The sequence below is a fragment of the Streptomyces sp. NPDC048290 genome, assembly GCF_040652095.1.
Lineage (GTDB): Bacteria > Actinomycetota > Actinomycetes > Streptomycetales > Streptomycetaceae > Streptomyces.
Genome location: NZ_JBEZLM010000005.1, coordinates 366,306 through 379,081 on the forward strand (window position 1 = coordinate 366,306; position 12,776 = coordinate 379,081).

The following is a 12,776-nucleotide window of genomic DNA, read 5'->3' on the forward strand; positions in this document are numbered from 1 at the left end:
CGTGGACATCCGTGTGTACCGCCCCGGCGAGCTGACCGCCGCCGACCGGGCGGCCTGGACCGCCCTCCAGAGCGACGCCCCGCTGCACGGCGCGCCGGAGCTGGCCAATCCGTTCCTCTCCCCCGAGTTCGCGCTCGCGGTCGGCCGGTGCCGGCGGGGGGTGCGGATCGCGGTGGTCCGGGAGGGCGGCGAGGGCGTCGCGTACTTCCCGTTCCAGCGCACGGCGGCGGGCGTCGGCCGGGCGATCGGGCTCGGGGTGTCCGACGCGCAGGGCGTGGTGCACCGGCCGGGCTTCACCTGGGACGCCGGGGAACTGCTGCGGGCCTGCGGTCTCGCGGTGTTCGAGTACGACCATCTGGTGGCGGGGCAGCGGCCGTTCGAGGAGGGCGCCTCGGGCACCTTCCCGTCCCCGGTCATCGATCTGGACCAGGGCTTCGCGGCGTATCTGAGCGGGCTGCGGGCCCGGTCGCCGAAGTTCACCCGCACCACCCTCGCCAAGGAGCGCAGGCTCGGGCGGGACGCGGGCGAGGTGCGCTATGTCCACGACGAGCGCGACCCGGCCGCGCTGCGCACGCTGATGGCGTGGAAGTCGGCGCAGTACCGCAGGACCGGCCGCAGCGACCGGTTCGCGCAGGAGTGGATCACCCGGCTGGTGGCGCAGCTCTTCCACACCCGCTCGGCCCCGTTCGCGGGGCTGCTGTCGGTGCTGTACGCCGGGGACCGGCCGGTCGCCGCGCACTTCGGGCCGCGTACCGGGCAGGTGCTGGCCTGCTGGTTCCCGGCGTACGACCCGGCGTTCGCGAAGTACTCGCCGGGGCTGGTGCTGCATCTGCGGATGGCCGAGGGGGCGGCGGCCGACGGGATCGGGCAGCTGGACCTCGGCCGCGGCCAGAAGGAGTACAAGGACTCCCTGAAGACCCGGGACATCCAGGTGTCGGAGGGGTGGGTGACCCGGCGTCACCCGGTGGCGGTCGGGCATCGGGCGCGGCGGGCGCCGGTACGGGCACTGCGCAACGCGGTGGTGACCCGGCCGGAGCTGTTCGAACCCGCTGATCGTCTACTGAAGCGGATAGGAAAGATTCGGTCAAAACAAGCGAAATAACAAGCGATATGGGAGACCTGTTGTAAGTCTTCCATCAACACTCAACCATCTATACCGTCGTACAACTCACCCGCACCGGACATCACCGGAGGGCTCCAGGGGAGGGCTCAGGGCCTTCCGAGGGACGCCGGGGCGGGAGCGCGGCAGGGGGGTGCCGTGCCCGGTGGCCGCAGGGCCGACGGGCCGAGCCGCGCGACCGGGCGCCGCTGTGCGGTGTCCGGCGTTCCGCCAGCTCACCCGGTGTCACGGAGCGTCAGCCGCGCTGTGCCGTAGGTGAGAACCCCCCTTTCGAACCGGACACAGAGCCGGGCCGCCCAGGGGCGGGCGGTCCACCGGACGAGAGGGACCGGACCCATGAGTTCTGTACTGCACCCGGTGAGCACGGGTGACGATCCGTCCATAACGCAGTCCGGCCCGCCGGACGACTCCACCGCCCGCGCCTACCGGCCGATCTCCTCCCATCTGGCGATCACCCCACCGGTGAGCGTGGTGATCCCCGCCATGAACGAGGCGGAGAACCTGCCGTACGTCTTCAAGAGCCTGCCCGGCTGGATCCATGAGGTCGTGCTGGTCGACGGCAACTCCACCGACGCCACCGTCGATGTGGCCCGCGAGCTGTGGCCCGGGGTGCGGGTGGTCGAACAGCGCGGCAAGGGCAAGGGCGACGCGCTGATCACCGGGTTCGAGGCGTGCACCGGCGACATCATCGTGATGGTGGACGCGGACGGCTCCGCCGACGGCGGGGAGATCGTCTCGTACGTCTCCGCGCTGGTCTCCGGGGCCGACTTCGCCAAGGGGTCGCGGTTCGCCAACGGTGGCGGCACCGACGACATGACGCTGATCCGCAGACTCGGCAACCGCGCCCTGTGTGCCGTCGTCAACGGGAAGTTCGGCGCCCGCTACACCGATCTCTGCTACGGATACAACGCGTTCTGGCGGCACTGCCTCGACAAGATCGAGCTGGACTGCACCGGCTTCGAGGTGGAGACCCTGATGAACATCCGGGTCGTCAAGGCCGGGCTGAAGGTCCAGGAGATCCCCAGCCATGAATATCTGCGCATCCACGGCACCAGCAATCTGCGGGCCGTCCGGGACGGGCTGCGGGTGCTGCGGGTGATCCTCGCGGAGCGCTCCAACCGGCGGGCGCTGCGCCGCCGGGCCACCCGCCCCTCCCCCCTGCTCGACACGGTACGGGGAGAGGCGTCGTGAGCGGTCCCGGCATCTCCGTCGTGATCTGCGCCTACACCGAGGACCGCTGGGAGGACATCCTCGCCGCGGTCGGCTCGGTCCGGGCCCAGTCCCTGCCCGCCCTGGAGACCCTGCTGGTCGTCGACCACCATCCGGGGCTCCTCGCCCGTCTCGGCGCGCACTACGCGGACACCGAAGGCGTGCGGGTGCTCGCCAACGCCGGGCCGCGCGGGCTGTCCGCCGGGCGCAACACCGGGATCGCCGCCGCGCGCGGCGAGGTGATCGCCTTCCTGGACGACGACGCCGTCGCCGAGACGGACTGGCTGCGCGGCTTCGCCGGGCACTACGCCGACCCGCGGGTGATGGCGGTCGGCGGGCGCACCGAGCCGGTGTGGGCGTCGGGGCGGCGCCCGGTCTGGTTCCCGGAGGAGTTCGACTGGGTGGTCGGCTGCACCTACCGGGGCCAGCCCGGCGGGGTCGCCCGGGTCCGCAACGTCCTGGGCGGCAACGCCTCGTTCCGCCGGACCGCGTTCGACGCGGCGGGCGGCTTCGCCACCGGCATCGGCCGGGACGGCGACCGGCGCCCGCTGGGCTGCGAGGAGACGGAGCTGTGCATCCGGCTGGCGCACGCCGTGCCGGACGCCGTGCTGCTGCTGGACGACCGGGCGGTGATCCACCACCGGGTGCCCGGCGCCCGCGAGCGGTTCGGCTACTTCCGCACCCGGGTCTACGCCGAGGGGCTCTCCAAGGCGCTGGTCACCCGGAGCGTGGGCGCCGCCAAGGGGCTGGAGTCGGAGCGCCGGTACGCCACCCGGGTACTGCCGTCGGGGGTGCTGCGCGGACTGCGGGACGCCGTGCTGGCCCGGCCGGGCGGCGCGGGCCGCGCGGGCGCGATCGTCACGGGGGTGCTGACGGCTGCCGCCGGGTACGCCGTGGGGAGCGTGCGGGCGCGGCGCGGCGGGACGACGTTCGAGGCGGGGCGGATCGGCGGGGCGGGGGGTACGGCGGGGGGCGGCACCGGTGTCTCCGCCGAGGGTGTGGGGGCGCGGGGCGGGTCGGACGTGTCTGAGGTGGGCGCGTCCGAGAGGGGCGTGCCTGAGGAGGGCGTGTCCGAGAGGGGTGGATCCCAGAGGGGCGCGCCCGAGGAGGACGTGGCCGCCGGACCGGGCGGCGGGAGACCCGTGGGTGGCCGTCATGGGTGAGACGCGGGTGCCGATCCTCATGTACCACTCGGTCGCCGCCGAACCCAGCCCGGCCACCCGGACGCTGTCCGTGTCGCCGGAGGCGTTCGCCGCCCAACTCGGCATCGTCGCGGAACTGCGGATGACCCCGCTGACCACCGCCGAGCTGGCCGGACGGTGGCGCGACGGCCGCCCGCTGCCGCCCCGGCCCGTACTGATCACCTTCGACGACGGCTATGAGGGCGTGCACCGGCACGCGCTGCCCGTGCTCGCCCGGCACGGCTTCCCCGCCACGCTGTTCGTCTCCACCGGCTGGCTGCGCGGCCCCCACGGCACCGGCGGCGGACCGGACACCATGCTCGACTGGGAGCAGGTCCGCGCGCTGGCCGCCGCCGGGGTCGAGATCGGCGGCCACAGCCACAGCCATCCGCAGCTCGACCAGCTCGACGACGACTCCCTGCACACCGAGCTGACCCGCTGCCGGGACGTCGTCACCGGCGAACTCGGCACCCCGCCCGCCTCCTTCGCCTACCCCTACGGGTACTCCGACCGCCGGGTGCGCGAGGAGGTGCGGGCCGCCGGGTACGCCCAGGCGCTCGCCGTCGGCAACGCGCTCGCCGCCCGCCGCCAGGGGCCGTACGCGCTGCGCCGGGTGACCGTGCGGCGCGGCACCGGCGACGAGGAGTTCGAGCGGCTGCTCGACGGCCGTTCCCTCGCCCGCACCTTCGCCCGGGACCGCGCCCTGACCAAGGGGTACGCCGTGGTCCGCCGCGCCCGCCAGGTCCGCCGGAAGGCCACCCGATCCCGTGTCTGACACGACCACCACCACCGCCACCGCACCTGTCACCGAGAGCACCGGGCCACCGCGGCGACGGCTGCGGCTGCCCCGGCCCGGCCGCCCCGACGGCGGCGGCAGCCCGCTCTTCCGCAACGCCTACGCCCTGATGCTGAACACCGGGGTCTCCGCGGTGCTGGGCCTGAGCTTCTGGCTGGCCGCGGCCCGGTACTACGACGAGTCGTCGGTCGGTCAGGGCTCGGCCGCCATCGCGGCGATGAAGCTGCTGGCCGGGCTGACCGCGGTGACCCTGACCGGCGCCCTCACCCGGTTCATCCCGATCGCCGGGCGCACCACCGGACGGCTGATCTTCCGTACCTACGCCGGGAGTTCGCTGGTCGTGGCGGTGGCCGCCGGGGCGTTCCTGCTGACGCTGGACCTCTGGGGGCCGTCGTACCGGTTTCTGCATGGGCCGGGGCCCGCGCTGTTCTTCGTGCTGGCGGTGGTCGGCTGGAATCTGCTGACCCTCCAGGACGGGGTGCTGACCGGGCTGCGCAGCGCCACCTGGGTGCCGGTCGGCAACACCGTGTTCTCCGCCGTCAAGCTGGGGCTGCTGGTGGCGTTCGCGGTGGCGGTGCCGGTCGCCGGGGTGTTCGTGTCCTGGGTGGCGGCCATCGCCTGCTCGGTGCTGCCGCTGGGCTGGCTGGTGTTCCGGCGGCTGGTGCCCCGCCATGTGCGGGCCACCGAGGGCAGGGCCGCGCCGCCCACGCTCGGGGAGGTCGGCCGGTTCCTCGCCGGGGACTACACCGGGTCGCTGTTCTCGCTGGCCGTGGTCTATCTGGTGCCGGTGATCGTGGCCGCGCAGGTCGACGCGGTCGACAACGCCTACTTCTACATCGCCACCACCATCGGCGGCACGGTCAATCTGCTCGCCATCAACATGGGCGCCTCGCTCACCGTCGAGGGCTCGCACGACCCGGCGCGGCTCGCCGCCAACACCCGGGCCGCGCTCGGCCGGATGGCCCGCATCATGCTGCCGGTCGCCGCCGCGCTGTTCCTCGGCGCGCCCTGGATACTCGGGGTGTTCGGCGCCGGGTACGCGGAGGCGGCGACGCCGCTGCTGCGCTGGTTCGCGGTGGGCGCGGTGCTGCGGGTCGTGATGGAGACGTACTTCGCGGTGCTGCGGGCGCAGAGCCGGACCGCCGGACTCGCCTGGCTCCAGGGGTTGCTGTGCGCGCTGGTGCTGGGGCTGACGCTGGCGCTGCTGCCCCGGATGGGGCTGACCGGGGCCGCGGTCGCCGAGATCGGCAGCCTCGCGGTGATCGTGGCGCTGGCCGCGCCCCGGCTGTACCGCACGATCCGGGCGACCCCGCCGACGGCCCCGCCGGAAACCCCGGACGCCCCGGACGGTGGCGACGGGGACGCGCCGGACGGCGACACCCTCGCGCTGCGCCTCCCGGCCGACTTCGACCACGCGGAACGGCGGCCGGACGTCCGGCCGGGCCCGGGGACGCCGCCCAGGGGGGTCCGGGTGGTGCGGACCCCGGCGTGGGCGCTGCCGCCGGAGCGGGCGGCCGTGTGGGACGCCGCGAAGGAACGAGTGGCGGAGCCCACCGCCGCGAAGGAGCAAGTGGCGGAGCCCGCAGCCGCGAGGGAACGGCCGGCGGAGACCGGGCCCGGCCCCCACCCCCGTACCCCCCGTACCCGCCGCTCCCTCCGCCCCACCCGGGTCGGTGTGGTCCTCGGCTGTCTGCTGGCCGTCGCCCTGGCGCTGTACTGGGTACCGGCCGCGCGGCTCGGCGAGAGCGATCTCGACCGGATGGGCGGCCTCGGGCTGATCTCGGTGCTGCCGGTGCCCACGCTCGCCGGGGCGGCCCTGCTGGTCGTGGTGTTCTCGTCGCTGCTCTGGCCGCACCGGGAGCGCCGGGCGCTGCTGCTGGTGACCCTGCTGGCCACCGTCGTATCGCTGCACGCGCTGCCCGCGGTGATCGAGACCGAGCCGCGGTTCGCGACGGCGTGGCAGCATCTCGGGTTTCTGGACTACATCGACCGGACCGGGTCGGCGGTGCCCGATCTGGACGCCCGGTGGAGCTGGCCGGGCTTCTTCGCGGCGGTGGCGTTCGTCGCCCAGGCGTGCGGGGTGGACGACTTCACCGAGGTGATCCGCTGGTGGCCGACGGCGATCCAACTGCTGTACCTCGCGCCGATGTTCCTGCTGACCCGGGCGCTGCGGGTGAGCTGGCGGGCGCGCTGGACCGGGATCTGGATCTTCGTGCTGAGCGGCTGGGTCGGCCAGGACTACTTCTCGCCGCAGGGCTTCACCTATCTGCTCTATCTGGTGTTCGTGGCGCTGCTGCTGGTGTGGTTCCGCGCCCCGCACGTCATCTGGGGCCGGGTGCGGCCGGGCGAGACAGAGGTGGAACCGGCGGACCGGGGGCAGCGCACGGTCCTGCTGCTGGTGGTGACCGGTCTGTTCGCGGCGAGCGTCCCGGCGCATCAGCTGACCCCGTTCGTGATGCTCGGGGTGGTCACGGCGCTGGTGCTGACCGGCAGGTCGGAGCTGCGCGGACTGCCGGTGCTGTTCACGGTGATGGTCGCGGCCTGGATCGGCTTCCTCGCCGAGCCGTACTGGTCCGGGCACTTCGACGAGCTGTTCGGCGGGATCGGCGGGGTCGGCGGCAATGTCTCCTCGTCGGTGTCGGGGCGGATCGAGGGCGGCTCCTCCAGCCACAAGCTGGTGCTGTACGTGCGGGTGCTGCTGGCGGGCGGGGTGCTGGCGTTCGCCTGCTGGGGCTGGTGGCGGCGCCGCTTCCACCGCTACCGCGAACGCGTCCTGCCGGTACTGGCGTTCGTCCCGTTCCTCGGCTTCGGTATGCAGTCGTACGGCGGGGAGATGGCGCTGCGGGTCTTCATGTTCGCGCTGCCCGGCGCCGCGCTGCTCGCCGCGCTCGCCCTGTTCCCGAGGACCGGCGCCACGCCCGAGGAGCGCGGCAAGGACGCGGCGAGCCTCGCCCCGCTGGCCGCGCTCATGGCGGGACTGGTGCTGATGGGCGGCTTCCTGGTGGCCCGCTGGGGCAACGAGCCGTTCGAACGGGTCCGGCCCGGCGAGGTCGCCGCGATGGAGTACGTGTACGCGCACGACGATCCGACGCTGCGGCTGCTGTGGCTGAGCGACGACGTCCTGGAGAACGTCACGCCCGCCCTGCCCTGGGGCGCGCGGGACATGGAGAAGGTGGAGTACGTGCCGACGCTCGCACCGCCCGATCCGGTGCTGGTGTCGAGCCTGGTCAAGGCGCTCAGGGACGCGGGGCCGAACGCGTATCTGATGGTGAACCGGAGTCAGGTGGTGTATCTGACGATGGACTCGGGCTATCCGGTGGCGTGGGAGGCGCGGCTGATCGAGAACCTGGACCGGCGGCCGGAGCTGGCCAAGCCGTTCGTGAACGGGGACGTCACGCTCTACACCCTGCGGGAGCAGCCGTCCGATCCGGTGCCGCGCGCCGATCCCGGCCCGGTCGGGCCGCGGGTGACCTGGACGCCGTGGTCGGTGGTGGGGGCGCTGGCCGCGGTCACCCTGATCGTGCTGCTCATGGCGCGGGAGGTGGTGCGGGTGGCGGTCCGGCCGAGTGTGCGGCAGCTACGGCTGCTCCAGGGGAGCTTCTGGTTCTCGCTGCCGCTGCTGGCGCTGTTCGTCGCGTCGCTGGTGCAGCGGTTCCTGACGATGAAGTGAGGAGGTCAGGGGGTCAGCGGTCGAGCCAGCGCACCTCGTACGCCGTCAGGTCGAGCCGCCGCCCGTCGATCTCGGCGGTGACCGGGCGGTCCCGGGTGTTGACCACGAGGACGGTCTCCGCGGCGGCGAGCACCCGCACGTCCGCCGGGTCGTCGGCGACGACCGGGACGTCCTCGTACCGGGTGCCGGGCGGGAACGCGGCGGAGAAGCGGGCCAGCAGGTCGTACAGCGGGAGGGCGGTCCCGCCGCCGGGGGTGTCGGTGGGGGTCCACAGACAGCCGGGGCAGTCGGGGCCGCGTTCCTTCTCCGGGTTCCAGTAGAAGCCGCTGGTGGTGCCGCCGCGGGCCAGCGCGATCAGTCCGGCGGCCTGGACGGCGACCCGGTGCGGCTCGGACCAGCCCTCGCGGTCGTCGTTGGAGTCGGCGGGCTCGACGTAGTACTCGGCCCACCACAGCGGCAGTTCCCCGGTCCGGGCGCGCACCCACGCGCTCACCGCGGTGAACTTGTCGGTGGCGGCGAACTCGTCGGGCAGCAGCTCGTCGTCCCGGGTGTAGCTGGAGCCGTCGACGACCACGAAGTCGGCGCCCGCCTTGTGCGCGTTCCAGTAGTCGAAGGCGTCCAGGACCCGCTGGTCGGCGGCGCCCCAGGGGCCCTTGAGGGTGGGGGAGGCCAGCTCGGTCTGGCGGGGGTCGACGCTGTCCATGACGAGATAGGGCCCGCCGACCAGGATGTCCGCGTCCACCTTCTTGAGCGCGCGGTACACCTGGTTGTAGAGCCGGGTGTAGCCCTCGTAGTCCCAGCGGGCGGCGGTGTCGTTCCAGAAGCCCTTGAACTCGTTCCAGACGACGAAGTGCCGGACGTCGGGGTAGCGCCGGGCGACGGTCGCGGCGAGGGCGGCGAAGTCGGCGAAGTGCTCCGGGTCGGGGGCCGTCTCCAGGGCGCTCCAGTCGGTGCTGCCGGGGTCGCCGCCCTTCATCCAGTCGGGCGCGCAGCACAGGGTGACGACGGGGGTGGCGCCGGTCGCGCGGGCGAAGTCGATCCGGCGGTCCAGGGCGGCGAAGTCGTAACGGCCCTCGGACGGCTCGGGGTTGTCGGCGCCCCAGCCCATGATGTGCTGGTTCTGCGGCAGACCGCTGCCGGTGAGCCGCTCCTCGACCCGGGACACCGCGGCCGGGTCGCCGTCGTCGGCGCTGAACTGGGTGTGGGTGAAGCCCCAGCCGACGTCGGGACCGGTGTCGGCGGGGACCGCCGGGGTGCCGTGCGGCCGGTCGCCGTCGGAGGTGGTGCCGGACGGGGCCCCGCCGCCGGGCAGGGCGGTGAGCAGGGTCACGAGCAGCGCGACCGCGGCGGCTCCGACACCGAGCAGCGCGGTGAGCCGCCAGCGCCGCGCCCCCGAATTCGCCTCATGACGTGCCATCGGGGGCAACAGTAACCGTGCGACCACCCGGTGGAAACGGGGTGCGTACCGGCCGCCCGTGCCCGATCATGGCGGCATGTCCGACCTCCCGCACGGCGTCCCGCCGCTCCGGCTCAACGTCGATGACTCCGACTCCCCGTCGGACGTCGTCGACCTGCTGTTCCTCGGCCGTTTCGCGACCGGCGAGCAGCCGTACGCGCACGCCGCGAACATCGAGCGGGTGCGCTCCGGCGCGACCCTGCTGCCCGAGGGCGCGCGGGTACTGCGCCTGTCCCGCGACGACGACCGCAGCGCCACCCTCGCCGAGGGCGACGGCTGGACCCTGCTGATCTCCCGCTGGAACCGGGGCGCCGATGTCACGGTCACCGCGACCACCGCCGAACTCGCCGCGAAGGTGCTGGACGAGGCGACGGACGGCGCGGCGGACGAACCCGAGCCGCAGCCGGAGAATGTGACGATGGGCTTCTGGTACATGTCGCCGCGGCGCGGCCCGTACCGCACGACCCGGCAGATCGCGGCGGGGACCTGGGACGAGGTGCGGTCCAACTACACCGCGCCGGTCGCCGACGCGATGGACGGTCTGATGAAGACCACCCCGGAGGACATCGCCGGGCGGCTGCTCCTGCTGCACGGCCCGCCGGGCACCGGCAAGACCTCCGCGCTGCGCACGCTCGCCCGGTCCTGGCGGGACTGGTGCCAGGTGGACTGCGTCCTGGACCCCGAGCGGCTCTTCTCCGACGTCGGCTATCTGATGGACATCGCGATCGGTGAGGACGACTCCCACGGGAAGGGCCGCTGGCGGCTGCTGCTGCTGGAGGACTGCGACGAACTGATCCGCGGCGAGGCCAAGCACACGGCGGGCCAGGCCCTGTCCCGGCTGCTGAACCTGACGGACGGACTGCTCGGCCAGGGGCGCAACGTGCTGGTCGGGGTCACCACCAACGAGGACCTGGAGCGGCTGCACCCGGCCGTGGTCCGCCCCGGCCGCTGTCTCGCCCGGATCGAGGTCGGCGCGCTGACCCGGTCGGAGGCGGTGAGCTGGCTGGGCACGGAGGACGGCGTCGGACGCGAGGGCGCGACCCTGGCGGAGCTGTACGCCCTGCGCCGGGGCATCTCCCCGACGTCCCTGCCGGAACCGCGGGGCGGCGCGGAGGCGGGGCTGTACTTGTAGGGGGCTTCCTGTATGGGCTGTGCCTGTAGGGGGCTGTGCCCGTAGGGGGGCGTCGGGAAGGCGGGGGCGTTCCCCGACCCGCCCCGTCACGTCCCGTAAGCCGCCCGCAGGGCGTCCCGTACGGCGGTCAGCGCCTCGTCCTCCGCCACGCCGAGCCGCCGTACCCGCTCGGCGTACGACTGGGCCGCCGACGCCGCCTCCCGCTCGGCCGCCGAGCCCGCGGCGGCGACATATGTGCCGTTGCGCCCCCGGGTCTCGATCACGCCGTCCGTCTCCAGCGCCCGGTACGCCTTGGCCACGGTGTTCGCGGCGAGGCCCAGGGTCTCGGCGAGCCCCCGTACCGTCGGCAGCCGGTACCCCACCGGCAGCACCCCCGACCGCGCCTGCGTGGAGATCTGTGCCCGCACCTGCTCGAACGGCGGTGCGCTGTCATCGATCCGGATCTTCAAGGTCACGCCCCGATTCTTCCGCACCCGGGGAAAATTCGGAGGCGCCCGGCGCACGGCCCCCGTAGCGTGCGCCCACATGACCGTGCTCGTACGTGACATCCGTCCCGGGGTCAGGGCCGACGCCGAGGGGTTCTGCGCGACCCGCCGGCTCGCTCTGCCGTATCTGATGGCCACCGCCGACTCGGTGGTCCACGACCTCATCCGGCAGCGCCCGGAGGCCCGGCACCGACTGCTCGTGGCGGAGGTGGACGGCGAGATCGTCGGCACCGCCCAGACCGGTCTGTCCGCCGACAGCCCCGAGCCCGGCCAGGCGTACCTCAATGTGTACGTCCGGCCCGACCGCACCGGTGAGGGCGCCGGATCGCTGCTGGTGCGCACGGCCGAGGAGCATCTCGCGACCGCGGGCGCGACCAAGGTGTTCGCCTGGGTGCTGGACCGCCCGGAGGACCGGGCCTTCGCCGCCCGCCGCGGCTACACGCCCAGCCGCGCCGCGCACTTCCTGCGGCTGGACCTGACGACGGCCGCGCTCCCCGGCCTCCCCCCGCTGCCGCCCGGTGTGGAGCTGCGCACCGGCGCCGACTTCGCCGACGACCCCCGTCCGCTGTTCACGCTGGACGCCGAGACCACCTTGGACGAGCCCAGCGACATCGAGGCGGCGCTGACCGACTATCCGGCGTGGCTCGCCGAGACCTGGCACCATCCGCTGCTGAACCATGAGCTGACCTCGGTGGTGCTGGTCGACGGCGTACCCGCGGCGTTCAGCGCGGCCTACACCGACGAGCTGGGCCGCTACGGCTCCGCCATGACCGGCACGGCCCGCGCGCACCGCGGCCGGGGGCTGGCCAAGCTCGCCAAGACCGACTCGCTGCTGCGCGCCCGCGCGGCCGGCCGCACCGAGGCGATCACCGGCAACGACGCGGACAACGGGCCGATGCTCGCGATCAACAAGGCGTTCGGCTATGAGATCCGTGTGACGGAGGTCAGCCATGCCCGCGCCCTCGGCGGCTGACCCGTCGGCCGCCACGACCTTGGACATCGTCCTGGTCAAGGCGGGCCGCACGAAGATCCGCTACCCCGCCGAACTGCTGGCGGACGACGGTGTGCGGATCGCGGTCCGCGCCCCCTGGGCGGGCGCCGGGACCCGGGACTTCGGGTTCGTCCGGTTCGAGGCCGGTGATGTCTTCACCGAGTACTACTGGCGTGACCGGTGGTACGCGGTGAAGGAGGTCCGGGACGCGGGCGGCACGCTGAAGGGCTGGTACTGCGACATCACCCGCCCGGCCGTGCGTACCGGGGGCGAGCTGGTCGTGGAGGACCTCGACCTGGACCTGTGGCGCTCCGCCGACGGCACGGACGTACGCCGCCTGGACGAGGACGAGTTCACCCGCAGCGGCCTGGCGACCCGTGACCCGGAGGCGGCGACGGCGGCCGTGGCGGCACTGGACGAACTGGAGCGCCTGGCGAGGACGGGGGACAGGGAGGGTTCCTGGGGGGAGCGGTTCGGGGAGCGGCTGGGCTGAGACATGGGCCGGGGCGTGCGCGCCCGGGTCGGGGTGAGCGCCCCGGGTCCCGGTGGAAGCCCCGATCTCCATCCACGCCCCGACCCCGGCGGGCGCCGGGTCGCGCCAGACGCCCCGGCCTCGATCCGCGCCCCGACCCCGGTAGGCGCCCGGGTCCCGGCAGACACCCCGGCCGCGATCCACGCCCCGACCCCCGTGGGCGCCGGGCCCCGGCAGGCACCGCGATCCCCATCCGCACCCCGG

Annotated in this window: 9 protein-coding genes and 1 pseudogene; 8 read left to right on the plus strand and 2 right to left on the minus strand. The window is 73.8% G+C overall.

Annotated features, from left to right (window positions below):
* Position 1 precedes the first annotated feature (1 nt).
* From AB0D49_RS11095 to AB0D49_RS11115, 5 genes and pseudogenes are all read left to right on the plus strand, one after another.
* Complete coding sequence (locus tag AB0D49_RS11095) at positions 2-1,102, plus strand: GNAT family N-acetyltransferase (protein WP_362754360.1); 1,101 nt, start codon at positions 2-4, stop codon at positions 1,100-1,102.
* A gap of 354 nt (positions 1,103-1,456) precedes the next feature.
* Positions 1,457-2,311, plus strand: a complete 855-nt coding sequence (locus tag AB0D49_RS11100; protein WP_362754363.1) for a glycosyltransferase family 2 protein — start codon at positions 1,457-1,459, stop codon at positions 2,309-2,311.
* Positions 2,308-3,261, plus strand: a pseudogene (locus tag AB0D49_RS11105) (glycosyltransferase family 2 protein); the annotation flags it as partial. The gene AB0D49_RS11100 and the pseudogene AB0D49_RS11105, both read left to right, overlap by 4 nt.
* A gap of 223 nt (positions 3,262-3,484) precedes the next feature.
* Positions 3,485-4,285 (plus strand): polysaccharide deacetylase family protein, encoded by an 801-nt coding sequence (locus AB0D49_RS11110; RefSeq protein ID WP_362754367.1) that lies wholly within the window; start codon positions 3,485-3,487, stop codon positions 4,283-4,285.
* Positions 4,278-7,976 (plus strand): polysaccharide biosynthesis C-terminal domain-containing protein, encoded by a 3,699-nt coding sequence (locus AB0D49_RS11115; protein WP_362754370.1) that lies wholly within the window; start codon positions 4,278-4,280, stop codon positions 7,974-7,976. Before AB0D49_RS11110 ends, AB0D49_RS11115 begins: the two co-directional genes overlap by 8 nt.
* Positions 7,977-7,989: 13 nt before the next feature.
* Here AB0D49_RS11115 and AB0D49_RS11120 read toward each other — a convergent pair whose 3' ends face one another.
* Positions 7,990-9,393, minus strand: coding sequence for a xylan 1,4-beta-xylosidase (locus tag AB0D49_RS11120; protein WP_362754373.1), 1,404 nt, complete (start codon positions 9,391-9,393; stop codon positions 7,990-7,992).
* A 76-nt stretch (positions 9,394-9,469) separates the two neighbouring features.
* On the opposite strand from AB0D49_RS11120, the gene AB0D49_RS11125 reads away from it, so the two are divergent.
* Complete coding sequence (locus AB0D49_RS11125) at positions 9,470-10,564, plus strand: DUF5925 domain-containing protein (RefSeq protein ID WP_362754376.1); 1,095 nt, start codon at positions 9,470-9,472, stop codon at positions 10,562-10,564.
* Between the two features lie 86 nt (positions 10,565-10,650).
* Here the strand turns inward: AB0D49_RS11125 and AB0D49_RS11130 are convergent, their stop codons facing one another.
* On the minus strand, positions 10,651-11,019 hold the full coding sequence (locus AB0D49_RS11130; protein ID WP_362754378.1) for a GntR family transcriptional regulator: 369 nt from the start codon (positions 11,017-11,019) through the stop codon (positions 10,651-10,653).
* Positions 11,020-11,089: 70 nt separating this feature from the next.
* Here AB0D49_RS11130 and AB0D49_RS11135 point away from each other — a divergent pair, with 70 nt between their 5' ends.
* Together AB0D49_RS11135 and AB0D49_RS11140 are read left to right on the plus strand one after the other, a co-directional pair.
* Positions 11,090-12,022 (plus strand): GNAT family N-acetyltransferase, encoded by a 933-nt coding sequence (locus AB0D49_RS11135; RefSeq protein WP_362754381.1) that lies wholly within the window; start codon positions 11,090-11,092, stop codon positions 12,020-12,022.
* Complete coding sequence (locus AB0D49_RS11140; protein ID WP_362754384.1) at positions 12,000-12,533, plus strand: DUF402 domain-containing protein; 534 nt, start codon at positions 12,000-12,002, stop codon at positions 12,531-12,533. Before AB0D49_RS11135 ends, AB0D49_RS11140 begins: the two co-directional genes overlap by 23 nt.
* Positions 12,534-12,776 lie beyond the last annotated feature (243 nt).

Bases quoted from the DNA above. Each gene is read 5' to 3' on its own strand.
- AB0D49_RS11100 (WP_362754363.1), top strand. From the start codon at position 1,457: ATGAGTTCTGTACTGCACCCGGTGAGCACGGGTGACGATCCGTCCATA.
- AB0D49_RS11110 (WP_362754367.1), top strand. From the start codon at position 3,485: ATGGGTGAGACGCGGGTGCCGATCCTCATGTACCACTCGGTCGCCGCC.
- AB0D49_RS11120 (WP_362754373.1), bottom strand. From the start codon at position 9,393: ATGGCACGTCATGAGGCGAATTCGGGGGCGCGGCGCTGGCGGCTCACC.
- AB0D49_RS11125 (WP_362754376.1), top strand. From the start codon at position 9,470: ATGTCCGACCTCCCGCACGGCGTCCCGCCGCTCCGGCTCAACGTCGAT.
- AB0D49_RS11135 (WP_362754381.1), top strand. From the start codon at position 11,090: ATGACCGTGCTCGTACGTGACATCCGTCCCGGGGTCAGGGCCGACGCC.
- AB0D49_RS11140 (WP_362754384.1), top strand. From the start codon at position 12,000: ATGCCCGCGCCCTCGGCGGCTGACCCGTCGGCCGCCACGACCTTGGAC.